General features: G+C 56.3%; 27 protein-coding genes, 1 tRNA gene and 1 pseudogene. 13 read left to right on the top strand and 16 right to left on the bottom strand.

Annotated features, from left to right (window positions below; all coding sequences use genetic code 11):
- The first annotated feature begins 53 nt into the window (after positions 1-53).
- Entirely contained in the window at positions 54-956 is a 903-nt protein-coding gene (locus tag ACP8MI_RS04905; RefSeq protein WP_239211673.1) for a DUF8453 domain-containing protein, read from the top strand.
- Positions 957-1,266: 310 nt separating this feature from the next.
- Here the strand turns inward: ACP8MI_RS04905 and ACP8MI_RS04900 are convergent, their stop codons facing one another.
- Positions 1,267-2,283, bottom strand: a complete 1,017-nt coding sequence (locus ACP8MI_RS04900) for an iron-siderophore ABC transporter substrate-binding protein (RefSeq protein WP_126856053.1) — start codon at positions 2,281-2,283, stop codon at positions 1,267-1,269.
- Positions 2,280-2,480, bottom strand: coding sequence for a hypothetical protein (locus ACP8MI_RS04895; protein ID WP_238632373.1), 201 nt, complete (start codon positions 2,478-2,480; stop codon positions 2,280-2,282). The genes ACP8MI_RS04900 and ACP8MI_RS04895 overlap by 4 nt, the downstream gene beginning before the upstream one ends.
- An 899-nt stretch (positions 2,481-3,379) precedes the next feature.
- Between ACP8MI_RS04895 and ACP8MI_RS04890 the strand changes: the two genes are divergently transcribed.
- A complete protein-coding gene (locus ACP8MI_RS04890; protein WP_490290730.1) occupies positions 3,380-4,093 on the top strand; it encodes a hypothetical protein in 714 nt (237 codons plus the stop codon).
- Positions 4,094-4,244: 151 nt separating this feature from the next.
- On the opposite strand, the gene ACP8MI_RS04885 is transcribed toward ACP8MI_RS04890, so the two are convergent.
- Positions 4,245-4,607, bottom strand: coding sequence for a hypothetical protein (locus ACP8MI_RS04885; protein WP_126849663.1), 363 nt, complete (start codon positions 4,605-4,607; stop codon positions 4,245-4,247).
- Between the two features lie 322 nt (positions 4,608-4,929).
- Between ACP8MI_RS04885 and ACP8MI_RS04880 the strand changes: the two genes are divergently transcribed.
- From ACP8MI_RS04880 to ACP8MI_RS04870, 3 genes are all read left to right on the top strand, one after another.
- Positions 4,930-5,079, top strand: a complete 150-nt coding sequence (locus ACP8MI_RS04880; protein ID WP_490290729.1) for a hypothetical protein — start codon at positions 4,930-4,932, stop codon at positions 5,077-5,079.
- Positions 5,069-5,296 carry a hypothetical protein gene (locus ACP8MI_RS04875; protein WP_490290728.1) on the top strand — a complete coding sequence of 76 codons (228 nt, stop codon included), beginning with the start codon at positions 5,069-5,071 and terminating at the stop codon, positions 5,294-5,296. Before ACP8MI_RS04880 ends, ACP8MI_RS04875 begins: the two co-directional genes overlap by 11 nt.
- Before the next feature lie 373 nt (positions 5,297-5,669).
- Positions 5,670-5,897, top strand: a complete 228-nt coding sequence (locus tag ACP8MI_RS04870) for a hypothetical protein (RefSeq protein WP_021352245.1) — start codon at positions 5,670-5,672, stop codon at positions 5,895-5,897.
- A gap of 41 nt (positions 5,898-5,938) precedes the next feature.
- On the opposite strand, the gene ACP8MI_RS04865 is transcribed toward ACP8MI_RS04870, so the two are convergent.
- The 7 genes from ACP8MI_RS04865 to ACP8MI_RS04835 form a co-directional block, all read right to left on the bottom strand.
- A complete protein-coding gene (locus tag ACP8MI_RS04865) occupies positions 5,939-6,313 on the bottom strand; it encodes a hypothetical protein (RefSeq protein ID WP_284607448.1) in 375 nt (124 codons plus the stop codon).
- Between the two features lie 167 nt (positions 6,314-6,480).
- Positions 6,481-6,771, bottom strand: coding sequence for a hypothetical protein (locus tag ACP8MI_RS04860; protein ID WP_126849661.1), 291 nt, complete (start codon positions 6,769-6,771; stop codon positions 6,481-6,483).
- Positions 6,764-7,114 carry a hypothetical protein gene (locus tag ACP8MI_RS04855; protein WP_284607451.1) on the bottom strand — a complete coding sequence of 117 codons (351 nt, stop codon included), beginning with the start codon at positions 7,112-7,114 and terminating at the stop codon, positions 6,764-6,766. The genes ACP8MI_RS04860 and ACP8MI_RS04855 overlap by 8 nt, the downstream gene beginning before the upstream one ends.
- Before the next feature lie 32 nt (positions 7,115-7,146).
- The gene (locus ACP8MI_RS04850) at positions 7,147-7,746 is read right to left on the bottom strand and encodes a hypothetical protein (RefSeq protein WP_126856052.1); all 600 of its coding nucleotides are present in this window, start codon (positions 7,744-7,746) and stop codon (positions 7,147-7,149) included.
- A gap of 111 nt (positions 7,747-7,857) precedes the next feature.
- Positions 7,858-8,229, bottom strand: coding sequence for a hypothetical protein (locus ACP8MI_RS04845; RefSeq protein ID WP_284607453.1), 372 nt, complete (start codon positions 8,227-8,229; stop codon positions 7,858-7,860).
- A gap of 494 nt (positions 8,230-8,723) precedes the next feature.
- On the bottom strand, positions 8,724-9,020 hold the full coding sequence (locus tag ACP8MI_RS04840) for an RNA-binding protein (protein ID WP_284607455.1): 297 nt from the start codon (positions 9,018-9,020) through the stop codon (positions 8,724-8,726).
- Positions 9,021-9,413: 393 nt separating this feature from the next.
- A tRNA-Leu gene (locus ACP8MI_RS04835) sits at positions 9,414-9,490 on the bottom strand.
- Between the two features lie 658 nt (positions 9,491-10,148).
- On the opposite strand from ACP8MI_RS04835, the gene ACP8MI_RS04830 reads away from it, so the two are divergent.
- A complete protein-coding gene (locus tag ACP8MI_RS04830) occupies positions 10,149-11,285 on the top strand; it encodes an IS30 family transposase (protein WP_284607456.1) in 1,137 nt (378 codons plus the stop codon).
- 376 nt (positions 11,286-11,661) lie between these two features.
- On the opposite strand, the gene ACP8MI_RS04825 is transcribed toward ACP8MI_RS04830, so the two are convergent.
- Positions 11,662-12,387, bottom strand: coding sequence for a recombinase family protein (locus ACP8MI_RS04825; RefSeq protein ID WP_284607458.1), 726 nt, complete (start codon positions 12,385-12,387; stop codon positions 11,662-11,664).
- A 109-nt stretch (positions 12,388-12,496) separates the two neighbouring features.
- Between ACP8MI_RS04825 and ACP8MI_RS04820 the strand changes: the two are divergent.
- A pseudogene (locus ACP8MI_RS04820) lies at positions 12,497-13,447 on the top strand (arsenic resistance protein).
- Between the two features lie 62 nt (positions 13,448-13,509).
- A complete protein-coding gene (locus tag ACP8MI_RS04815; RefSeq protein ID WP_284585812.1) occupies positions 13,510-13,758 on the top strand; it encodes an alkyl hydroperoxide reductase in 249 nt (82 codons plus the stop codon).
- A gap of 62 nt (positions 13,759-13,820) precedes the next feature.
- Here ACP8MI_RS04815 and ACP8MI_RS04810 read toward each other — a convergent pair whose 3' ends face one another.
- The gene (locus ACP8MI_RS04810; RefSeq protein WP_370505896.1) at positions 13,821-14,204 is read right to left on the bottom strand and encodes a heavy metal-responsive transcriptional regulator; all 384 of its coding nucleotides are present in this window, start codon (positions 14,202-14,204) and stop codon (positions 13,821-13,823) included.
- Positions 14,205-14,431: 227 nt separating this feature from the next.
- Here ACP8MI_RS04810 and ACP8MI_RS04805 point away from each other — a divergent pair, with 227 nt between their 5' ends.
- From ACP8MI_RS04805 to ACP8MI_RS04785, 5 genes are all read left to right on the top strand, one after another.
- Entirely contained in the window at positions 14,432-14,809 is a 378-nt protein-coding gene (locus tag ACP8MI_RS04805) for a hypothetical protein (protein WP_284607462.1), read from the top strand.
- A complete protein-coding gene (locus tag ACP8MI_RS04800) occupies positions 14,806-15,771 on the top strand; it encodes a cytochrome c biogenesis CcdA family protein (RefSeq protein WP_284607463.1) in 966 nt (321 codons plus the stop codon). The genes ACP8MI_RS04805 and ACP8MI_RS04800 overlap by 4 nt, the downstream gene beginning before the upstream one ends.
- The gene (locus tag ACP8MI_RS04795; protein WP_070528166.1) at positions 15,768-16,316 is read left to right on the top strand and encodes a TlpA family protein disulfide reductase; all 549 of its coding nucleotides are present in this window, start codon (positions 15,768-15,770) and stop codon (positions 16,314-16,316) included. Before ACP8MI_RS04800 ends, ACP8MI_RS04795 begins: the two co-directional genes overlap by 4 nt.
- A gap of 119 nt (positions 16,317-16,435) precedes the next feature.
- A complete protein-coding gene (gene merA / locus ACP8MI_RS04790) occupies positions 16,436-17,878 on the top strand; it encodes a mercury(II) reductase (RefSeq protein WP_272697699.1) in 1,443 nt (480 codons plus the stop codon).
- Between the two features lie 462 nt (positions 17,879-18,340).
- Positions 18,341-19,171, top strand: coding sequence for a DUF368 domain-containing protein (locus tag ACP8MI_RS04785; protein WP_239211652.1), 831 nt, complete (start codon positions 18,341-18,343; stop codon positions 19,169-19,171).
- Here ACP8MI_RS04785 and coaD read toward each other — a convergent pair.
- The 4 genes from coaD to ACP8MI_RS04765 form a co-directional block, all read right to left on the bottom strand.
- Positions 19,168-19,665 (bottom strand): pantetheine-phosphate adenylyltransferase, encoded by a 498-nt coding sequence (coaD, locus tag ACP8MI_RS04780; protein ID WP_239211651.1) that lies wholly within the window; start codon positions 19,663-19,665, stop codon positions 19,168-19,170. The two genes, ACP8MI_RS04785 and coaD, sit on opposite strands and share 4 nt — an antisense overlap.
- A 98-nt stretch (positions 19,666-19,763) precedes the next feature.
- Positions 19,764-20,345: a 16S rRNA (guanine(966)-N(2))-methyltransferase RsmD gene (gene rsmD, locus ACP8MI_RS04775; RefSeq protein WP_239211650.1), complete on the bottom strand. Its 582-nt coding sequence runs from the start codon at positions 20,343-20,345 to the stop codon at positions 19,764-19,766.
- A gap of 47 nt (positions 20,346-20,392) precedes the next feature.
- Positions 20,393-22,633, bottom strand: coding sequence for an ATP-dependent DNA helicase RecG (locus tag ACP8MI_RS04770; RefSeq protein ID WP_239211648.1), 2,241 nt, complete (start codon positions 22,631-22,633; stop codon positions 20,393-20,395).
- Position 22,634: 1 nt separating this feature from the next.
- Positions 22,635-24,374: a DAK2 domain-containing protein gene (locus tag ACP8MI_RS04765; RefSeq protein ID WP_284607464.1), complete on the bottom strand. Its 1,740-nt coding sequence runs from the start codon at positions 24,372-24,374 to the stop codon at positions 22,635-22,637.
- Positions 24,375-24,384 lie beyond the last annotated feature (10 nt).

Here is a 24,384-nt window from a genome sequence, read left to right as displayed (position 1 = left end):
CTGCTGCCCGAAACCCTTAGTCCAACAAGGAATCGAAAAAGAATCAGGTAAACATGTTGAGTGAACGAATTCCTGCTACGTATACTGATTATTTCTTAAAAGCCGTTGTTAGGATACCGAACAATCCAGCCCCCATTCCAGTATCCGTCGAAGACACCGGACTCGATTGGACCGACTTCTTAAACGTTAGGATGTTCTTCCTTACTTTAATTTCGATCGGGATCGCTATTAAAGCAACACGAATCAGCGCAAAAACTGCACGCCAAGCTAGTGATAACGCCAGAGAATCTGCGTCTCAAATGAAGTCAATTTCTGAAACAAACGAGACAACTATGTTGATGGCGAAAGCCCAACTTGATCGCTTGGAGACTATGATGGCAACTGGAAGCCAAATACTCAATCGGGTCGAAATTGCCGTTCAAGAATTTTCCCGGCCTGGGTTGAATGCTTATCTAGACGCACCCACGGAAGCGAAAGGTTGTCTCCCATTGGTGGTCGAAAACATAGGGAAAGCTCCAGCACGAAACGTACAAGTAAAATTCATTCCTGACCTTCCGAAACCAAACCTCGAAAAGTTGAACGCTCAGACCTCAGAGTTCTTAACCTTTCACGAATCACCTATTGAAATGACCACGAAAAAATTTGAGGGTAAAACATTTAAATCTTGGGCTCCAAATCAATCCTCATCTTCACTTTTTTGGGCCATAAAATTTGAACGCCTTCCTAGTAAAGAAATAGGTCAATCAAAGCACTTCAAAAACCCAGACGGTACGCCAGCAGAAGCAATCCTCACCCGTGCAAGTCAAGATGGCAACATGTTACTTGGCGAATCAGGTGACGGTATTCCCGCAGACGTAGAAGTGGTGATCACTTACGAGGATGATTACAGGACACAGTATTCTGAACAAATTATGCTAAACCCAAACATCTGGGTGTCAAAAACATTTCCTCAGTAAGAACTAGAAAATGGGGCCAGTTTTCGTACCTGAAGCGCAACAAGGCTGAACTCAGACAAACAAATCAGACTTTGAAGGTTCTTCGGCTTATTTGCTGATTACGAGATGAAGTCCTTGCCCGAATCGGTCAATAATTCCTACGAACATGCTCTGTCTCTGATAAGACTGGGTTGATCTAATCCCAAACCGGGCATGCGGACGAAATCTTGGAGAGATTTTCCGCATGACATGTCGTCGAATTTAAGAGCTTTCAACGACAGCAAAACTGCGCCGACACTTTCACGCGGGGCGGCTCGGAAGTTGATTCAGACTACTTCGTGGCGTCTGCCAACGGCTGCTCGATCTTGTCCAGCAAATAGTTCAGGCTCAGCACGGTCTGCCACCCGAAGGCCTTTTCCAAGTCGCCTTCCAAATAAACGCTGCGTCCGTCCTTCACCGCAGGCAGCTCGCCCACGATCGGATCCTCGATCACAGAAGCCTTGCCCTGCTTCGGAGAGTAAGACAGCTGATCCCACACCAATACGTCGGAATTGATCTTGGCTGCATTTTCCTTGGAGACCTCGCCGTAGAACTTATCCTTGGTGATGCCCGCGTAGGCCGGGTTGATCTTGAATCCCAGCTCGGTGAAGAAGCGGCTGCGCGGATCACCCTCGGCAAAGACCGCCAGATTCTCGTCAAAGACAGTGGCTACACCGAGTTCCTTCTCGGCCCACTCTGGGTGGCGGTCCTTGAGCTCTGCGAACTTCTCCTTGACCTGCTCCACCTGGCGCTTCGCCTCTTCAGGCTTGCCCACGGCCTGCCCGATCTCTTCCGTGGTCACGTCCCATGGTTGCTGTAGTTCTTCGTATTCGCCCTTTTGTACGACGACAGGGGCGATCTCAGACAGCTTCTTGTACGTGGCTTCATCGATATCCGAGTAAACGGCCACAATGAGGTCTGGCTTGTCCTTAGCGATAGCTTCCGCATTAACCTCTGCGTGTTTGTCGATCCGAGGAGTCTCGCCCTCGATCTTGTCATTGGACCAATTGCCCGCAGCCTGACCATCCGGAGTCATTCCGTCCCAGTAGTTCACGGAGACAGGAGTAACTCCCAGTGCCAGCAGTGCGTCCTGATCCGTGTAGCCCAAGGAGACCACACGCTGTGGGGCTTCCTTGATTTCGGTCGAGCCGTAGCGGTGCTCGATGGTGATGGGGAATGCGCCCTGCTCGGCGTTAACTGCCTGGGAATCCCCGGAGTTTCCGGACTGGTCATCAGTCGAGCACGCGGTCAGTGCTGCGCCCAAGGTCAGCACAGCAGCGGTGCTAACAAGAATCTTCTTGAGTGTCATTTTTCTCCGTTGTTATTGGTTTCGGTCGCGGGCAGTTCCGAGTTGTCGTCGAGACGAACACGATCCAGAACAATCGCCGGTGCTGGCACGTCGGCAACGCGCGATCCGCAGACCATCGCGATTCCTCCCTCGTGAGGGATGGTGACTCGGCAAGGGGTTCCGCCGAAGCGACCTTGCGAGACGTGCGCGGAACGCACGTGGACGCGCTAACCTCGGAATTCGAAGTAAGTCTGGTGCAGCATCATGTAACACCTCAATGACGTCTTGCCCCGCGCGCTCAATGACACACACCGTGAGCCCATGCTCGCTGGCGTGCTCCTCAACGGAGTCTGCCCACATTTGCTCATAAGGGTGATCGCTGGCGGGGTGCGCAACTACCAAAACTGCTTCATGACCAACCCTGATGACCGTAGACAACGTCCGGTGTCCCCACGGCTGATAGCCGGAAACAGCAACTCGCATGCAGTGAATGTTAGCTTATGTTTACCTATGTAGTCAATGATGAAGGTAGCGCAACTTCCATGACAGATTCCCCGGACATGACCACCGTTCACCGAATCTCGGTGCCCACAGACGTGGATGCCCTCATCTTCACGGTCCCCTACCGTTCGGACGTCGAGCTCACCGAATCGATACCCACCGTCAATGTGTGCATCTTGGGGCATACCTATCCATCGACCAGAAGGTATTCGTCATACGCTGCACCGCACGCCACGATGACCGCAGCGAGGAGTACACTTCTCAGGCGTTCGCCAGCGCACTGGCCACCGCACTTCCGGTGATCATCAACAGCAGCCAGATAGTCCTGGTTCGATTCGTTCGAACGCCCCTGGGGGTGCGGCCTTCCAGAATGAGACGTCGATAAGCATGAAATATCTAACCTAATAAATCACATACTGGCTCGAAAACCATTTACACTGTCAAGACTACAGCGATACCGCAAAACCAATGGGAGGGAGTGACAATGCAATTCAGATATTGGACTGTGCGCATAGTCCCCTCACCATTAGCGATTACATCCCTCGGATATGGGGTGATCGTACAATGCGTATCCACTGGCGAATCAGAGTGGCAATTTCTCGATGATCACAGCGGAATGGGAGCAGTACAAGGTGCCGTCAAAACCGCACGGAAAAACCTGGAAACACAGCTCAAACGACTACAAGATGCAAACCACGCGTTAGACATCGAGGGCGCAGAGACGCTCAATGATTATCTTGGTTGGTGTGTCGATCATTGGAACAATCTATTGCGCGTTGATGCTGCGAAGTTCATGCACGCGGCCTCCCTGGCAGAGGCGTGCGCTCTTTTGTTCAGCCAGCTGATAGAGCCCCCTGCAAGGAACCAACCAGCAAATGATGTGCGCAATCTGCGGGTTAAAATCAAAAAGGCTTATCAAAATCAGCCACTTGTTCGCACTGCAATAAAAACTGACTCGACTCTTATCATTGCGAAATATCAACTGAACCCAAACTGTGCAGTCGTGAAAGAAGACACAGTGCTTGAACTCAACGAAGCATTCAACTTCGCGACTGCGAATCCGAATGCTGGTTTCGCAAATGTGGAAGCCTGGTCACTAAAAATCGAGAAAATGCAAAACACGAGTTCACAGCTAGAATTTGCAAATTCCCGAGTCGAAATCGGCAAGGATACAGACATCGTAGCCTTCTACTACGAACCTCAGACTAACGGGCAATTTGATACCTTTAAGCGCGCGCGAGAAATTTGGGATGCTTCGCGAGTGCAATATCTGCCGATTGACGCTGTGGAATCACGCGCAACCGAGTTAAGCAAGCGGCTAGCCGCATGACATTACGGAATTCGATGCACCGTTATTCAGGTGCACCGTTATTTTTTGGCTAGGCGTGGCCGCTCCCACAGGCCAGGCGACGTTCGAGTAGATAGCACAAAAGCCACCCCGTAAAAACAGGGTGGCCAAAGTTTAGAGTATCTAAACAGGCTTATGTACCTAAAACGGCTCGAAGTTCTGGACTCGCATCATTGACATCAGCAACGGAAATTTCAATATCAGGTTGGCCCCATTTTTCACGGATGACAGCCAATGCTTCAGGCACCGTAAGATCATTATCCGCACAATCATTAATTAAATCCTGAAGAACGCCGCCAAGCTCCCAATCAAAATCAGAAGCATCGACGTCTCCATCAGCACAAAGAAGTATCTTTTCTTGGTCACTGAGGACAGGAATTACCTTACCTGAGGTACGGTAAACCCATACGATTCCGGCACGCGGCTCATGCGACCAAGCTGCGTAATGCTTATTCGGCAGCATTTCCAAGCCCATTTCCTTATACCGATCAGACATCTCGACCGATCACCTCCGCATATACGTCGTAGCCAAAATATCACTCATTCACCCACTACTTCCTTACCAACTTACTTGCTAGGAAGTAGCTCCGCACTGCGAAAACCAGATAGAACAAACTCGTTCTGGGCTGGCCTCCAGTCCCGGAAACTCCACAAGCTATCTCCGACAGCTAGACCTGCTAACGCCATTTCCATGCGTTCCCAAAACGTCGCCGTGAGATCACCTGCATCGCCGGAAAGCCTCAGACCCACTAAAGTGGAATAAGTAAACAGCCAGTGGGATTAGAAAGCATCCGCACAATACAGAAGGAAATCAAGAGATGACAACCATCACCGCGCTTATCAGCGCATTATTCATCATCACCAAAGCCCCAGCTTGGGCTACCGCCACAGCACTTACAGCCACAACCGTGTGCTTAGCCCTGGACACCCGCGAGCAATGGCTAGAAAGGAAAAACCATGCAGCCTAAGATCGTTGACGCGGACACGGGGAAAGAGCTTTGGCGCGCCGTAGAGTGCGCCAAACACTGCGACATCACCACTCGCACGTGGGCAAACTACTATGCGAATGGGCGCACACCCGACCCTGTCGCCATGCTCGATGGCCGTAGCGCATTGTGGTTTGCCGAGGATATTAAGCACTGGCACGCAAACCGGCCCGGCTCCCCGGCTCAGCTACGCCGGTAGCGTTATCCTCCAACCGTTTTCCAGTTATCAGCGATGCTTGGTTCGGAGCGATTCCCCCTGGCGGCTATCGATAGAGACAGCTTTTTCATCTCAAACCACAAGATTGAGATGAAAAAGCTGGAGCTAGATAGCTAAGCACCTTGGGAGCTGAATAAAGTCAGTACTCAGCTCCCGGGGTGCCCCCTCTCAAAATACCACGACACAGAAAGGAACACCATGAACACCATGTCTACAATTTCCAGCGCACTAATTGTGCTCGCGATACTTATCGCACTCACCATAGGAGATACCCCAATATTCTGGATGGTCATGGGCGCCACTGCGGTTACGCTCACAATTGAGACCGTCCAGCTCGTCCAGAAATGGCGGGAACATGCAGCCTAAGATCATTGACGCGGACACCGGCCAAGAACTCTGGACCGGCGCAGATTGCGCCGACCACATTGGAGTGAGCTACGCAGCGTGGCGAAACTACTCAGCCAACCACCGCACCCCAGAACACGTCGCCATGATTTTGGGCCGCACGCGACTGTGGCTTGCGGACGAGGTGCGCGAGTGGCACGCAAACCGGCCAGGATCTCCCCATCAACTACGCAAATAGTGCTAGTCCGTAATTTCGCTAGATCTCGCATAGGATCCTCATTAAGCAGTCCCCATCCCTAACGCTGCACGAATCGCAGGGCCAGCGGTATTGACATCATCGACCCTAAGTTCAATATCGGGTTGGCCCCATTTTTCGCGAACAACAGCAAGTGCTTCAGGCACCGTAAGATCATTATTCGCACAATCAATAATTAAATCCTGTAATTTACCCCCAGCACGCCAGTCAAAGACGTCATCATCTACGGTCGAATCATCACAGGTAAAAATCCGCTTTTCATCGCAAATGACCGGAATAACTTTATCCCGGGTGCGATACACCATGGCAAGACCAGGCCGAGGCTCATCCGACCATGCTGCGTAATGCTTATTCGGCAGCATTTCTAAGCCCATTTCTTTATACCGATCAGACATCATGGCTGCCTCTCCTCCACATGTAGAACCGTCGTACCAGATTCACTAATTACACAACGGATTTCGAATTCAATTTGAAGTGCCCCGGGTTTTGTTTCTAGTACACCAGTAAGGAATCAAACCTTACCCAAACACCCACCAAGGTAGCGCCATCTCAATTACACAATTGATTAAGTCGACGCATTATCACCAGCAATGCCAAACCTATCAACCGCTTCATAGTAAAAACGCACCCATAATTCATCCCGAATTTGATCAGTGATGAAGCGGTCGACAACATCTATTACTTCGCGGGCGAGAGGAGCATTTATCGCATCGAATAACGTAGCTAGCGCAATGCCCGGATAACTAAACTCGTTATCAACTTTTGCGTCCTCAATAGCATCTCGGGGGGCTGAAACTTTATCCACTAGCCACTCAAACAAGTCACGCTCTTTAACGAAACCGTACGGACTATTCATTACGAGTAACCCACTTTCCTGAAACGGGATAGGCTGTCATATCATACGGCTCATTTTCCCTAATCCGGTACACCACCCGAATCTTTACACCATCAACCCTACAAAGAATTGTGCGCTTATCACCATTCTTCCTTGGTTTGACCTCCTCAAACTCTAAAAGATCACGCACCGCATCAACAATCTTTTGATCTGACCCTCCGAGGAAACTTCGACGCACCAGAATACCGAGAATCCCGCCCATGGCCCGCGCGAGTCGAGGCCAAATGTAACGGCATATCGCCATTATTCGTAGGCCGATCGTGCCCGGTACAAAACAGGGCTTGTCCCCCCGGAAAGCAGACATTACAAAAATCCCTCCTTAAGGAACCTTGTTAGTTATACGAATTTGCCGTGCACCGGCAACGCATCAGGAAACGAATAATCCGTGACATCTTCCTTCGAGGAAGCACCTGGCTTCAAATTCTCCACCGGGTAATCTGACGGAGGTGCGGCACGCTTAGCAGCCTGCGCCTGTAGCTCCCCAAGACGCTTCGCGTTGTCATCGAACTTCTCCGGGTCCGAGCCAAGCAGATCTGCGTTTTCCTCCGAGATTCCATACTTTGGTAGTGCCTTCGACCGGGCAAGCTCCACCTGGAACTGTGTAGCTTTATTGCGCTCTGCTTCCAGTGCTTCCTGGGCGCGCTGCAGCTCGGTCTTTTCAGCGTCCTGCATTTCACGGAACTTTTCAGCGTCGGCTCGATACTCGTTACGCTCGATGCGGTATTTCGCGTTTTCATTGCGTAATTTTTCAAGCTCTTGCTGGTAGGACTCGGTGGTTCGCTCCGGTTTTGAGTTCTCCTCCTCCTGGGTGGGGTCCTGCTGGGCCACCTCGGCGGCGTCGTTGTGTCCGTCGTTGGTGGCGGTGGTTTCTTCTGCCGTTGCGTACCCTCCTGGGTTATCTAATTTTGGGAATGAAAAGCCCCCGCCACCAACCATGTGGTGTGGGGGTTGCGCGCTAAAGAGGAATCGAACCTCAACGAACTGTCACCAGATAGCGCAAAAGCCACCCCATAAAAACAGAGGTGGCCATAAAGCTACATAGTTTGTCTATGCAGCGTCGATGCCTAGTGCTTCACGAATCGCAGGGCCAGCGGTATTGACATCATCGACCTTAAGCTCAATATCGGGTTGCCCCCATTTTTCACGGACAACAGCCAGCGCTTGGGCAACCGTAAGATCATTATTCACACAATCAATGATTAAATCCTGTAATTTACCCCCAGCACCCCAGTCAAAGACATCATCATCTACGGTCGAATCATCACAAGTGAAAATCCGCTTTTCATCGCAAATAACCGGGATAACCTTATCCCGAGTGCGATACACCATAGCAAGACCAGGCCGAGGCTCATCCGACCATGCTGCACAATGCTTATTCGGTAGCATCTCTAAGCCCATTTCCTTATACCGATCAGACATCTTGATAGATTACCTCCACACATACGTCAACGTCGCAAACTATTTCCTTCAGTTTGACCTGCTCCCACCGTTTTCCATGTATTCCCAAAACATCGCGATGAGATCGCCGTCATCGACACAGCCGTCGCCGTTATAAGGGTGGTCCCTTCTTCAGAACGCCGTAGACTCATAAATGAGTCCCCATCATTATTCATCCTTGTATCAATTTGCGGCACTATGTAAGGCCAGGCCGCCGGAACTACCAGATGGCTGACAATCGTCGTCGGGAACAATACATCGAACCAACCAAAAACGATTAACCCTTAGTCGGCAAATCATCTCCTCGTCCGAATTTCGTAACCCTTCTTACAGGACGCCCAATAAAGATCTGGGCTCACGCCCCGCCATCAGGGTCCAACCCCGGGACACCCGACAACAGGGGGTTTCTAGTGCACCAGTAAGGAATCAAACCTTACCCACCCCCACCAAGGTGGCGCCATCTCAATTACGCAAAGCTAAGCAGACACACCGACGCGCTGCTTCGCCTTTACCAAAAAAGCAGCGACAATAGACGCATCACGCTTGAATTCTTGTAGGCGCGGAATAAACCGTTCAATTATTTCCACAGCTTCCGCAGGCAAAGGCGCATTTGCTGCATTCAGCAAACTCGCAACGCCTATCGCTGGGTAACCGCCATATTCCATGTCCTCAAACGCATCAACCCAGCTAAACTCAGAAACGACAGGGCGCATTAGGGGCGCAACTGCATCCCACAAATCATATTCAATCTGATTAACCAATTCTGATGCCATCGTACCCTACCATTTCGTTTCACATTCGACGTTTCAAAACCTGGTGTGGGCAACGAATGCCCTCAAAGACCCTGCCCCTTTGACGTGCTCCCCATTAGTTCGACTGAGAAATAAGTTTCTAACTAGTGGGGAGCACGTCATACCATGACCCAACTGGAGATGACCAAGCAAAACTCCTTGGCCCAACTGGTGCCAACGTTAAGAAAAGCAGTGTTCACTCATGCTTGAGGCTTGACTCTCTTTAAATACTGATTATCGAATTTACACTCTAATAATAATGAGGTGGGCCATTCCAGACCTATCATCTTAAGGTGAGGAGGCTGGTTTAATTATGGACATTAAATGGACACCAACCAAGTTTTAATGCCCATTTTCCAGCGTATCCGCTGGTCATGGTGCCCCAGGTGAGACTCGAACTCACACTGGACGGGTTTTGAATCCGTTGCCTCTGCCAATTGGGCTACTGGGGCGTGCGCTAAATAGCCTATAACACCATCCCCGTAATTAACTAATCACCTGCTCATAAGCCATTTTCACGGCCTTGATCGAATAGCGGCAGCAGCCAATTACCGACACTTCTTGAGTTCAGAGGGTCGTTGCAACATTTTCCCTTAGGAGGGTGTTGTTGTGTCTGGGGTTGTTGGCCCTTTTTATTCGTTGTCTGAATCGGATCGTCGTGGCTTGGTTGCCATGGTTGGCAGTGGGCGTAGCGTTCGTTCTGCGGCTGGTAAGCTTGGCTGTCATTACAGGCATGCTCTGAATTTTTGCCATGCCTACGGATTACCGGTCGTGCATAAAGCCAAACGAGTTGATCGCCGCGGGAACCAGGCTTTCCAGCTTGTAGATCCCGTCCAAGGCGGATGTTCGGTACGCCAGGCCCCCAAAAGGTGTGGGATGCATCTTACCGCCGCGTATGCCGTCGCTATGGACGCTGGGTGCCATATTCGGTTAAGTCGGTATGTCCGGAAAGTCCGCCAGACGCAGTTGAGGGTGGAATACCTGCGCCTTCGGCTGGCGAGTGTACCTGTTGGTCATGCTGGCGCGGCAGTAGGAATTGATCGTCGAACGTGTTTAGATGTCGAAAAAGGTCTTATCAAATCCCAGGGTCCGCGTAGGGAGTTCATACCCGTGGGCGAAGACGCCAGCACGTATAAAAGACTCATGAAAGCGCTGCGCCAACGCCATGATGTCATCGAATCTGGACGGCTTGTTTCTCCCGCCTTGCCGAGCGGGGTAGATCCGTACAAATGCATCAGTAATCGCTACATTTGCTTCGAAGAACGCGTTATCACCGCCGACCTTCTCCACGAACATGTGCCTCTGCGTGAGATTGGGCGCCGTTTAGGGAGAAGTGCCTCGTCAATTCAGCGTGAAATACGCAGAAACCACAGTGCTGAAGGCCCGTACCGTGCGGAAACAGCCCAATTAAAGGCTTGTGCGCGTAGGTTGCGGCCGAAAATACCGAAACTGCTGGCTAACAAAAGGCTATTCGACTATGTATGCGCACATTTGCGGGCACAATGGTCACCTGAGGAGATTTCTAATCGCCTGCCCATCGACTACCCCCTTGATAAGGACATGCGCATTAGTCACGAAACGATTTATGACGCCTTTTACCTACAGTCCAAAGGAAGACTCAAAGACCTTGGCCTGGACTTGCCTACCGGTAGAAAGAAACGCAAGAAACGCCACACACGCACCATTACACCTGCCCAGCAACGCTTCGTCGACGACATAATCCTCATCGACGACCGGCCAGAAGAGGTTACTGAACGTATTTTGCCAGGCCATTGGGAAGGCGACCTTATCCTCGGTAAAAATAACCAATCAGGGGTTGTCACGTTAGTAGAACGGGTGAGCCGATTTGTTGTCCTGGGCCACCTACCAGGAAGGCATATCAGCAAAGAAGTATTCACAGCCCTGCACAAGGCTGTTGCTGGAATCGATAAAGCTATCTGGTCATCAATTACCTGGGACCAAGGAAGTGAAATGGCTGGCCATAAAGCCTTTACCATGGCCACTGACATTCCCATCTACTTCTGTCATCCAGGATCACCGTGGGAGAGAGGCAGCAATGAAAACACCAACGGCAGGCTCAGGAGAAACCTTCCCAAAAACAGCGACCTGTCCATCTACAGCGCCGAGGACTTAGAGATGATCGCCAACATTCACAATCACAAGCCACGCAAAGCACTCAACTGGCGCACCCCAGCCGAAGTCATGACAAGCGCCCTAGCACAAACCGGTAGTATCAAACCAAAGTAACCATCATTGTTTCAACGACCCCTAGAATCCGCCAAATAAACCCTTGAAGATATTTTTAGGCTGTAAAATACAGTGAAATGGTGCAGGACAAAATTTTTTGCGCATTGAAATGGGGAGTGCGGGACATGAAGACTGAGTGGAGCTCATCAGCTTTCGGGGGCTATATGAATTCTCTTTTGAAGAGATATTTTGCTGAAGAAAACCTGATTTCCCCCGGGGCTGTCAAGCTTAGAGCGGCCTGGAGAACGCCTCGATTCGTCTACTGCGTATTTTCAGTAATGTCTACGCGAGGGCTTGCGTATCTTGGTATGGAATTGCCCCCAATGCCGAGTACTGGGGGCGTCTCTTCGGGCAGCGGGTGCTCTGGCTAAAGCTGTTACGCGGGGTTGTGGATGTTTCCGGCGGGTCGTCGCCCGATGCTTGCCTTGTTGAGGTGTCCGTAGATCGTGGAGCGAGGGACTTGTAGCAGGTCGGCGATGCGTTGGACGGTGTGGGTGCCTGCGTCGTAGAGCTGTTGGGCGTGGTGGGCCTGATGGGGGGTGAGCTTCGGGCGTCTTCCTCCGGTTCGTCCTCGGGCGCGCGCGGACGCGAGGCCGTCGCGGGTGTTGGCGGCGATGAGTTCTCGTTGGAATTCGGCCAGGACGGAGAGCATCCCGAACATCGCCCGCCCTTCCGCTGTCGTGGTGTCGATGCCCTGCTCAAGGACACGCAATCCCACACCACGCTCCCGGAGGGCTGCGCCGAGGGTCACGAGGTGGAGCACTGAGCGTCCGAGCCTGTCGAGGCGGGTGATGACGAGCTGGTTGCCGGCCCGGTTGGCCGAGGCGAGGGCCTTGTCGAGCTCGGGCCTGCTGGCCTTGGCTCCGCTGGCATGGTCGAGGTAGATGTTTGCCGGGTCGACGCCGGCGCGGGCCAGGGCGTCCGTTTGGTGGTTAGGGTTTTGGTCCGGGGTGGAGACTCGCGCATATCCGATCAACATGTGTCGATAGTACTGGTGCGGCAGGGTTTGACGACGTTGATTTCCGGCACGGGTTTTCGACATGAATTTCGCGGCGTGTCGCCGACAGGTTCGGGGTGTCGTCAAATGATCGTTTTTCAGCACTCCCAAAGATCCCTTCCAGGGTCCGGGCGGGAGCCCGATCCCGATTCATTGGTGGAGGATCGCCTCGCCTAGCATGGACAGGGTGAATACCCGGAAAGCCATTGCACGAATGGATCACCATCAGATCGGCCTGTACCTCGTGGCCCTCCTGATCGGTGGTGTGGTCGGATTTCTGGCGCCCGGTTCGGCCAGAGCCCTGGAACATTCGATCAACCCCGTCCTGGGGCTGCTGCTCTTCGCGACGTTCCTGGGCATTCCTTTTGCATCGATCGGCAAGGCCGCCAAGGATCTGCGGTTCATGGGAACCGTGCTGGTGCTGAACTTCGTCATTGTTCCGCTGGTGGTCTTTGGCCTGACGCGTTTCATAGCCGGGGACCAGGCACTGCTCCTCGGGGTCCTGCTGGTGCTTTTGACCCCCTGCATCGACTACGTCATTGTGTTCACCCGGCTGGCAGGAGGGGCCAGCGACCGGCTGCTGGCCGCCGCACCGGTCTTGATGTTGCTGCAGATGCTGTTGTTGCCCCTCTATCTGCTGTTTTTTGTCGGCCCCGATGTGGCGTCGGTGATCGACCCGGAACCCTTCGTCGAGGCCCTGGTCGTCCTGATCCTCATTCCCCTGGCCGCGGCAGCGCTCACGCAGGCGCTGGCACGCAGGGCAGGATCATCATGGCCATCATGCAGGCCCTGATGGTTCCCCTGATGATGGCGACCCTGGCGGTGGTCGTCGGTTCACAGATCACCGGCGTCGGCCGGGAACTCGGCTCGCTGCTGGCGGTGGTTCCGCTCTACGCCGCCTTCCTGCTGGTGATGGTGCCGCTGGCGGATGCTGGCGGCCAACGCGGCACGCCTCGATGTCGCCGCCACGCGTGCCGCGGTTTTCAGCGGCGCGACCCGCAATTCGCTGGTCGTGCTCCCACTGGCCCTGGCCTTGCCTGAACCCCTGACCCTGGCCGCGCTGTTCGTGGTCACCCAGACGCTTGTCGAACTCATCGGCATGATCCTCTACGTCCGGTTCCTACCCCAGATCATTCCCACCGAAAGCCGCCGCCTACCGGCCTGACCTCGCTCACTCGCCGGGCCACGGCATCACCATAGGGCTTGACCTTCGAGCCGGGAGCCCGGGTGCTTGCCAAGGTCCAGCGAAGCTCTCCTGCTGCCGTGAACTGTGTCGCGGTGGACATCGCGTCCTACGAGACGGCCGATGAAATCAGGGAATTCCTGGCCGGAAATGGGGCGTCATCCCTGGCCTTTGCCTCTGATACCGATACGCGGCTCATCACCGCCTACCGGATAAACCAGGTAAGCACCGCTGTAATCCTGGACGCCGCGGGCACGGAGGTCTTCCGTGCCGTGGAGCCGGGTGCTGCGTAACTGCGGACGGCACTGGCCGCGGCGGGAGCCGGCTCAGTGAAGCCCCTTAGCCTGCGGCGGGCTCAGATGTAACTGCAGATTTGTTCAGCATCGCAGCGCTGAGGGTCGGCCACCTCGGCGGTTGCATATTGTTCGGCCACGGTCACCCGGAGCGCGGTGAGCTCCGCGATTTTCCGGTCCAGGTCCTGCAACTGTTTCCCCAGGACATCCCGTACGTGGGTGCAGGGCGTCAAACCGCTATCGCGGATCCGCAGAATGCCCTGGATCTGCGCCAGGGTCAGCCCGGCGATTTGGCTGCGGCGAATGAATTCGAGGCGGCTGAGGGTGTCGTGGGCGTAGTCACGATAGCCGTTGGCCGAGCGCTCAGCCGGCGGGAGCAGGCCCCGGTCCTCATAGAACCTGATCGTCTTGGTTGTTATACCGGCAGCATCAGCAACTTCACCGATTCGCATTTCGGGTCCTCATCTCGTTCCAAAAAATCGCATATGACCCTTCCATCGTACTGGAACGTTCCGCATCGGCACCCGCAAACCAACAGGTCCCGTCGCCAGCTTGACCTTCCCCCTTAGTGGAAGGTCGATGATGGGGTGTGACGTACTACTGGCCGTCCAGTTTCGTGTTGGGGTCCCCTGTCGGGGCCCCGGACACGAGCCGGACATATGAAGGGATGATCATGTCAATAAAAGTGAAGGGCCGGGAGCGCTCTGGCCTGGTGCTTGCGGCAGGCACTCTGCTGTCCTCCCTTGGTGTTGTGATGGTGGCGCTCGTGTGCTGCGGGGTACCCGTTCTGACGGCTGCAGCCGGTGTTTTCGCCGCGGCCGGCGCAATGGCCGGCAACCTCTGGTTCATTGCCGCCGCAGCCCTTGCCGCGGGGGCCCTGCTCCTGCGGGCACAGCGTCAGGGCAGCCCGGGGACGGATTGTTGCGCCCGTTCCCGCCCGGGGGCCAGCCTGTCCGCGGGTTCTACTCCAACACCTCATTCATCGTCGGAGCAGGAGCGGTCCGGGCAGTCCCGGGCCGGTGCTTCTGAGGATGCGGGGTCACAGGGATGACGGGTGTTTTGGGTCTGTCCTTTCTGACCGGAATGCTTGCCACGGTGAATCCATGCGGGTTTGCGATGCTGCCAACCTATCTGGCGTACTTCATTGGTTCAGGCCCCGGTGCGGGACGGAAGCGGCCGTTGCTTGCAGGTCTTCAGGCCGGGGTTGCCCTCAGTGCCGGTTTCGCCACTGTCTTTGTTACGGCCGGCCTGCTCGCCGCTGTAGGCCTGCGGTCGGTGGCGTCGGCGCTTCCCTGGGCGGCGGCGCTGATCGGAGCGGTTATTGTGGTTGCCGGCCTTGGCATGGTGTTCGGATGGCAGCTGCCCGGGGCGAGGTTGAACCTGCCCCGGATTCTGAAGACGGACGGGACCAGTTCGGGCCTCAGGGCGGTCTTTGGCTACGGGGTGGCCTATGCGGTGGCTGCGCTCTCTTGCAGCCTGGCCGTGCTGCTGGCTGTTGTCGCCCAGGCTGTGTCCACCGGGAGCCTGGCCGGGCTGCTGGCGGTCTTCGCCGCCTACGCCCTGGGCTCCTCGGTGGTGCTGGTCCTTCTGTCCCTCGGTGCAGCGGTAGCGCGGGACGCCCTGGCACGCCACGTCCGAAGGATCCTGCCGTTTGTTAATCGTCTCGGCGGAGCCGCGCTTATCCTCGCAGGGATCTACCTGTTGCTCTACTGGGTTCCGGCCCTGTCCGGCGGGCAGGCCGGGGAGATCATGGGCGGGACGGTCACCGAAGCCAGCGCGGCCCTGTCCGGTTTCATCTCGGGCAACTGGCCCACCATCACCCTCACCGCGGTGGCCGCCGTCCTCGCCGCCGCGGCCCTGGCCCTGCGGCGCCGCAGTAAAAGCAAGGCACAGGACAACAGCGCAATCACGGACGGGGCTGAGAGCAGCGACAGCACCGAAGCGTGCTGCGGCCCGGAACATCTTCTTCCCGACACGGCGCCAGGGCGCACCAACCAGAAAGGAAACCCATGACAACGACCAGAAACCACCGGCGGATCTTCACCATTACTGCCGTCGTAGCGGCCGCGGCCCTCATCCTGGTCCTGGCCCTCACTGCGTTGAACCGCGGGAGCGAAACCGCTCCCGCCGCCGGGCCAGCGGGCGCAAACAACGTGGACAGGATCGAGATCACATCTGTGGACGGCAAGGCCCTCACCGTCCCTTCCACCCGCCCGACAGTGCTGTATTTCATGGCGAGCTGGTGCTATACCTGCGTTCCGCAGGCAGAAGCGATGAAGGAACTGGAACAGGAATATGCCGATAAGGCAGACTTCGTCGCCGTGGACGTGACGCCGGAGAACACAAAAACCCAAGTGGACCAGTTCCGCGAACTGGCCGGCACACCCGGATACCCCTTCGTTGTCGACCGGACCGGGGAACTCACCCAAAAGTACGCGGTCACATCCCTAGACAGTACCGTCGTCATCGCACCTGACGGTGACATCCTGGGCCGGGCCGATTCCCGGCCCATGAAGGCCGATGCCCTGAAGGCGTTTCTTGACACAACACTTCCGTAGCAACACCGATCTCTTCGCTCCCGTTCTTGACCTTCCCGTGCAGGGGAAGGTGCAGACTGGGGACAGCATGCAAAAAGGAACGCCCCCGGGGTGTTCATTCGAGACTCCATGGAGGACTAATGCCTGAGGCAGCACCAGATTTTGATTTAGCCGTGATCGGTTCCGGAGGCGGCGCCTTCGCCGCCGCCATCCGGGCCACCAAGCTGGGCAATCGGGTCGTGATGATCGAACGCTCCACGGTGGGCGGGACCTGTGTGAACACCGGGTGCGTTCCCTCCAAAGCCCTGCTGGCCGCCGCCGAAGCCCGGCATGTCGCTGTGGATGCGACCGGAAGGTTCCCCGGGATCAGCACTTCCGCCGCCCCGGTGGACATGGGTGTACTGATAGACGGGAAACGCTCCCTGGTCGAGGGAATGCGCTCGGATAAATACGTGGATCTGGCCGCCGACTACGGATGGGACCTGCGCCAGGGCACCGCGGTGTTCGCCGGCACCCCGGAGGAACCGGTCCTGGAAATCACCGGACCTGACGGCACCCGCGACTCCCTGACCGCCGCCCATTATCTGGTCGCGACCGGTTCGACCCCGTGGGCACCCCCGGTGCCGGGACTGGATGAAGTCAACTACCTGACCTCGACCACCGCCATGGAACTGAACGAGGTGCCCGAGTCCCTGATCGTCTTCGGCGGCGGGTACGTGGCCCTGGAGCAGGCGCAGCTTTTTGCCCGCCTCGGATCCAAAGTGACCTTGCTGGTCCGCTCCAGGCTTGCCTCGCACGAGGAACCGGAAGCCTCCCGTGCGCTGATGGGCGTCTTCGCCGACGAGGGCATCCGCGTGGTCCGCCGCGCAGCCGTAACTTCGGTCCGCACAGATCCCGCCGGTGCAGAGGTCCTTGTCACCGCCACGGTCGCCGGGGGCCAGGAGGAATTCCGCGCCGCAAAGCTGCTGGTAGCCACCGGCCGACGCGCCGTCACCGACGGACTGAACCTGGACGCCGTCGGCGTCAAGACCGGCGACACCGGCCAGATCCTGGTCGAGAGCACACTCGCCAGCTCCAACCCCAGGATCTGGGCCGCAGGGGATGTGACCGGGCACCGAGAATTCGTCTACGTCGCGTCCGCCCACGGAACCCTGATGGTGGAGAACGCCTTCAACAACGCCGGGCGCGAGGTCGACTACCGGCACCTGCCCCGCGTGACGTTCACCAGCCCGACACTGGCCGCGGTCGGCATGACCGACAAGGAAGCCAACGAGGCGGGCATCCGGTGTGAATGCCGGGTCCTGCCCCTGGAATACGTTCCCCGGGCACTGGTGAACCGGGACACCCGCGGCTTCATCAAAATCGTCGCCGACGCCGACACCGGACGGATTGTGGGGATCACCGCCGTCGGCAAGGAGGCCGGTGACCTGGCCGCCGCCGGAGTCTACATCCTCGAGGCCGGCATGACCGTTGACCAGGTCGCGAACCTCTGGTCCCCATACCTGACCATGGCCGAAGGGATCAAAATCGCCGCACAGTCCTTCACCACCGACGTCTCCAAACTCTCCTGCTGCGCCTCCTGACCCGCGCCAGATCCCAGCCTAATCCCATTACGTTGTTAGCAGTTCCGCTCGGAGGAGCCCAGGATTCGTAATCCTAGCCCCATGCTGGGGCAGGTTATGTTTATCTGGGTTCCTTCTGCCTTTTGGCAATGGAACTAGTCGCTGGCTTCGGTATGGCTTATTCCTGCCCCTGTCTGACAATGATCCAGGGGGTGATGTCGTCGAAGACAGTGACATATTCAAACTGCTAATAGGAACCTGACCCAGCCCAGGTGGTATGAGGTCTCACAGTAATGTGGATGCCAGTGCCAAGTATGTCCGACCAACCCCAGCGATGAAGCCTAAATAGTCCAACTTCTCATTCATCGCTAGCAGGCACACACCCATGGCCTATGACTTCGTCATTGGCGTTGACGTCGGCAAATACTTCCACCTTCCCAGTCTGGCCATTACTGGCGCCACGCGATGCATATAATAGCGCCCATGGTTACTCATCTCCTCAACATTCTGCGTGGTGCGCTGATCGGTTCCGCAGAACTGGTTCCCGGCGTATCCGGCGGAACCGTCGCGTTGATCGTGGGCATCTATGAGCGCGCCCTCCACAACGCCAACCTGCTGCTGAAAGCAAAATTCCGCGAAGTCGAATGGATCTTCCTGCTCACCATCGGCGTCGGCATGTTCGCCGCCGTATTCGGCCTATCCGGCATCCTGAGCTCCTTCGTGGAAGGCACCCCAGATGTTGCCCGCGCCCTATTCTTCGGCATGGTGGCGGTCTCCATCATCGTGCCGCTGATGATGATTGACGAGGACCTGAGCAAAAAGAAAGGCCCGGCCATCATCACGTTCCTGATCGCCGCCGGGCTCGTCGCATTCGTTACCGGGTTTACCTCCGAACCCAACCGGGACCCGTCACTGATCGCGGTCTTCTTCGCCGCAGCTATTGCGGTCTGCGCCCTAGTACTGCCGGGTGTATCCGGCTCACTGATCCTGCTGACCCTGGGCCTGTACAACTTCGTCATCGGCTCGGTCTCCGACCGCGACCTCACCGTGCTAGCTGTCTTCGCCGTTGGCGCATTGACCGGACTGGTGGCCTTCGTGAAGGTCATCAACTACTTGCTGGACCAACACCGCACCCTGACCCTAGTGGCCATGGCTGGCCTGATGGTCGGCTCACTGCGCGCGATTTGGCCCTGGCAAGGCGACGGTGATGCGAACTTCCTCACGCTCATCCTGATGATGCTGCTTGGCGCAGCGATCGTCGCCGCCTTCGTTATCGCCGACCGCACACAAGCGAAAAAGAAGGCACAGGTTTAACCAAATTTTTCGGCGATGGCTTTGGAAACTGGCTCCGGCAACAGGTCCGAAACATCGCCGCCAAAGCGGACCACCTCTTTGACCAACGACGAAGAGGTGTAGCCGTATTTTTCATCGGTGAGCAAGAAATAAGTATCAATGCCAGAGAGCCGCTTGTTCATCTGCGCCATCGGCAACTCATATTCATAATCCAACGAACTACGCAGGCCTTTGACCAAACAATCAATGTTGTGCTCATCGGTATATTTCACCAATAGATCGCTCCAGGCATCGACGCAGACGTTATCGCAATCGACAGAACGCCGGATCAACTCCATGCGCTCTTCGACGCTAAATAACCCCTTCTTATTCGGGTTAGCTGTCACCAGCACCGTGACGTGATCAAAAGACCGCGCAGCACGGGTGATGATATCCACGTGCCCCATGGTCACCGGATCAAACGATCCCGGACACACTGCGGTGGTGCGTTTATTCTGCTGGGTGTTATCGCTCATTGCTTCTCCTCGCATTGCTGGGTATTCGGAAAGCCAAGACCACGAAAACTTCAGTCTGTGCCTTCAATTTCGGGGTGTTAGTAGCAGGCTTATAGTTATCAGCCGTCGTTCTCAGTTCCACGGTAATTGGCCATATCCATCCGCGCTTTGCCGTAGGTACGGCGTTTCAATTTCTGTGTGGTCGGAACAAAGCCTTCTGGCCACGGAGCTTCCGCTGAGCGCACTTCCCGCTCGATCACCACCATGGCATCCGGCTTCAGCACTCGTGGTAGCTGATCCAACAGCTCTGCCAGCTCGTCGTTACCTACCGCATAGGGCGGGTCTGCTAACACCAGATCAAAGCGCTCACCAGTGCGCGCAACATAATCCAGCGCGGGTGCGGCAACCACATCAATCTGGGCGTCTACATCAGATAACACGGCAGCGTTGCCACGAATAATTTCGCAGGCATCCTGGCTGGCGTCGACAAGCACCACCCGATCTGCTCCCCTGCTGGCAGCCTCCAAGCCCAGCGCGCCGGAACCAGCAAACAAGTCCAGCACCCGCGCGCCGGGAAACTCCAAACGCGCATTCAGCGCAGAAAACAGCCCCTCCCGGGCGCGGTCACTAGTCGGGCGAGTGCCTTCTGCGGGCACCGCAATCTTTCTGCCACGGGCACTGCCTGCAATAATCCGAGTCATGCCCACCAGTGTAACCGGCGAAAACCTAGCAAACCGCGCTAGCCTAGCTAGGTCTTAGACAAATACTCATAGCCATCATCGTCAATGCCTGCAACCATCGCGCGCGCCATCGCCACATCGTGTTCGATGATGCTTGCGGCTTGCACCTTCGCTTGCTCAATCAGCGCGGAATCATTCTGCACATCCAACAACTTCAACTGCGAATGCACCCCAGACTGTTCAGTGCCCAAAACGTTGCCTTCCCTGCGGTGCGCAAGATCAATCTGGGCAACAGCGAAACCATCATTAGTACCCGCCACCTGCTGCAAGCGGGCATTCGCCGGGTGGCCCTCCGGAGCCAAAGTGTGGAACAAACACACCGAAGGCTGAGTGCCACGGCCAATACGGCCACGCAATTGGTGCAACTGCGAAAGACCAAAACGCTCCGATTCGCGCACGATCATCATCGTGGCATTCGGCACATCCACCCCCACCTCAATGACGGTGGTGGAAATCAACACGTTGATCTCACCAGCAGCGAACTTCTGCATCACATCCTCTTTATCCGGCCCATTCATCCGGCCGAACAACACACCAATGCGCGCGCCTGCAATCTCCGTGGGGACGTCATCCAGCACCTCACGCTTTGGCGGGTCAAAAGCAGCAAACAACCCATCCTGTGGTAGTGGGCGCTCATCCTCGCCATAACGGGCGAACGGGTCTGCCTCTGCCAGATCTTCCGGGGCGGAATTCGGCATAGCCACCGGCGGGATCTCCGCACCCAGCTTCAGGGCGACCTCAATCACTCCACCCGCACCATCAATGCGTGGGGTGACCACATACGCCTGGCGCCCGGCCGAGAGTTCTTCTTCCAGCCGGTGCCACATGCGATCAGTCCACCCCTGCTGCTCATGCTGCACCACCGAGGAACTAATCGGCTGACGCCCGCGCGGGAGCTGCTTGATCGTCGATTCCGCCAGATCTCCAAACACCGTCATCGCGATCGTGCGCGGAATTGGCGTTGCCGTCATCACCAACAGGTGTGCCACCGGGTAGGTCTTCGCGCGCAGCTTATCGCGTTGCTCCACACCAAATCGGTGCTGCTCGTCGACGATAACCAAACTGAGCTCGCAAAACTCCACCGTATCTTCCAACAAAGCATGCGTGCCGATGACAATATCCGCCTGACCAGAAACAATCTGCAGCAACGCCTCACGCTTGGCTTTCACCGGCATGGAACCAGTCAACAACACGACGTTTGCCTCTACCCCGGCCGCACGCAAAGTAGCGGTGATGCTGCGGGCGTGCTGCGTCGCCAAGACCTCCGTAGGGGCCAATAACGCGGCCTGCTTATCATTATCCGCCGCCTGCAACATCGCCGCGAGGGCGACCACCGTTTTGCCGGAGCCGACCTCGCCCTGCAGCATTCGCGACATCGGGAAATTACGCTGCATTTCCCCGCTGATCTCAGATAACGCCGATTCCTGGTCTTCGGTGAGCTGGTAGGGCAAACCGTCGACAAGCTGGCGATATTTGTCCCCCGGCGGCAAGGGGTTGGCACTAGCTTTTTGCGCATCCAACCGGCGCAGCGCCATCACCAACGCGAGGGTGAGCGCTTCTTTGTCCTTCAATGTTTCCACAGCCGGGCCATTGCCAAGAAAAGGTGGAAAATGCAGATCCCACAACGCCTCATTCAGCGTCATACCGCCATTGGCAGGATCTGGCAACAGCGGCATCGTGCGCAAAGATTCATAAATCGCGCCTAAAATCCGCGCAGATTCCAGCCCACCTTTTTGCCGGTAAATCGGAATGAAAGGCTGGGCCGCAAGATAGGTAGTCAGCCCCTCATAGCGCTCCAGCTTTTTCATCGCCCCACTGCTGAAAGTTTTCTTCGGCTTAGCATCAGGGCCGGTGGAAGAACTACTAAACACCAAGCATTGCGGGTGCGTAACAGTCAGATGCTTCTGAAAAACCCGCACCTTACCGGTGACCATGACCGTCGCACCTTTCCACACCCCAAAAACCTGGTGGTGGAAAAACACCAAGGTCACACCGTTGCTGAGAGTAATCTCGGTGCGTTTTTTACCCGTATCAATCTTCTCCCAGCTCACCACCGTCGAGATAAAAGTAATCGGGTCGGCAGAATTAAGATCCTCATCCGTGATGATGTCATCCCGGCGCGAGAAAGCGCGGGGGAAATACGTGATTAACTCGCCGCACGTGTTGATCTCCAGGGCCTTGGCAATTGCCTTGGCTTCTTTCTCGCCGACGACGTCGGCAAGGTCCCGGTCATCACACCAGCCCAACACGTCATTCCACCCCTAGTTCAATTGGCCCTGTTTCCGTTGCAAATACGATGACTTCTACGCCCAGCTTGGCCAGTGCCTCGGCGTCAATAGCGGCCGGAAACGGGGTGAGTACGGTGATTTGTTCGATGTCGTCACCGACCAGGTTGGATGCCACGCGTAGTACTTCGGGGCCGAGCTGATCACCGAACTCGGTTGGGTTTTCGATTATTGCTGTACGCATGGCATTCGCGGCCTCACACATGGTTTCGGTGGCTTCGGCTGCGGGCAGGGTTTTGTCGTACACCGAAATCGCGGCAATGCCCGCGCACAGTGAGGCGGTCTCGATGACCTCGGCGCCCTGGGAACGCCAGCGTTGATGCTGCTGGGCGTTGGTGTAGCCGTTGCTGAGCACAGTCAATTCCGACAGGTTTACGGGCGCGGTTGCGGTAGCTGCGCCCGTGTGCGAGGTATTGGTGGCAGTTGTCTTAGCAGAGCCCAGTACACCACGGTATTGTTCTACGAATTCCTGCGGCGCTGCCACGTGCGCACCGGCTTGCGCGAATAGTTCCGCGATTTTGGAATCGTCCACCAAGGCCACTAACTGTCGGTGCTCAGTGCGGCGTTGAGTGCGAGGTTTAGTGTGAGGTTTGTGAGGTTTGGTGCGAGCAGCCGTGCCATCGTCATTGTCATCGTCAGTGGCATTGTCATTGTCGTCATCGGCATTATCGATGGCATTACCTGTGGACCCGGTTCCGTCTTCTCGGTGAGCGCCGTCGTCGCCTGCTGATGCCGCCGACAAGGTATCTGCTGATGCTACCGACAGGGCATCGGCCTGAGCATCTGGCAGCACTTCCAGGCGAATATCGCTCGGGCGGCCATGTTCCAGGCTTTCTTCAATCACTGCTCCGGCGCGGTGACTGTGAATGTGCACGGTGGCCTCGGTGTCGTTAACACGGGCGATGATGAGGCTATCGCCCAGTGGTGCGATGCCAGCTTCGAGCTGGTCGACGTCGCCGGTGAAAAAGAACATCACTTCCAGGTGGTGGCTGCGATTCTGGTCGGCGTGCGAGACGAAGGTATCGGTGGCCAGCGCACTGGCGTGTGGTTCTGTGCGGCCTTCGAGTTCGTCCACCAGCGTTTGCAGCAGCACTAGTAGGCCGACTCCCCCGGCATCGACGACGCCGGCTGCGCGGAGTTCTGGCAGCTGCGACGGAGTGGCGGCGAGTGCTTGTTCCCCTGCGTGCAGTGCGTCGCAGGCGGTGGTGAGTAGGTCTGTCTCTGTAGCTTCGGTCTCTGCCGTGGGATCCGCGGCCTGTGCGCAAGCGCGCAACACGCTGATGATGGTGCCTTCTACTGGGGAGGCGATGGCTTTTTCTGATAATTCCACCGCGCTGTGCAGTGCGGAGCGCAACTGCGGGGCTTGCAGGCAGCTATCCGGGCAAGAATCGGCAATGCCGCGTAGTACCTGCGACAGGATCACCCCGGAATTGCCGCGTGCTCCGCGCGCAGCGCCCATGGCTAGTGCAGTAGCAACCTGTTTATCTGGGGCTTCGCTGGCTTGGGCCAGAGCCGAATCCATGGTGAACGACATATTCGAGCCGGTATCGGAATCCGGTACCGGGTACACATTCAGCCCGTTGATTTCGCTGCGCCGACGCTGCAGCTCTGTAGCCGCGCGCTGCGCCCAACGACGCAAGCCTGCCCCGTCGAGGCGGGTGGCAGGTGCGGTGGCGTCGGCAAGAGTATCTGGGCGCAAAGACATGATGTTCTAG

It is taken from the genome of Corynebacterium sp. LaCa_70 (genome assembly GCF_058182015.1).
This window is presented reverse-complemented; position numbering and strand designations above follow the sequence as displayed.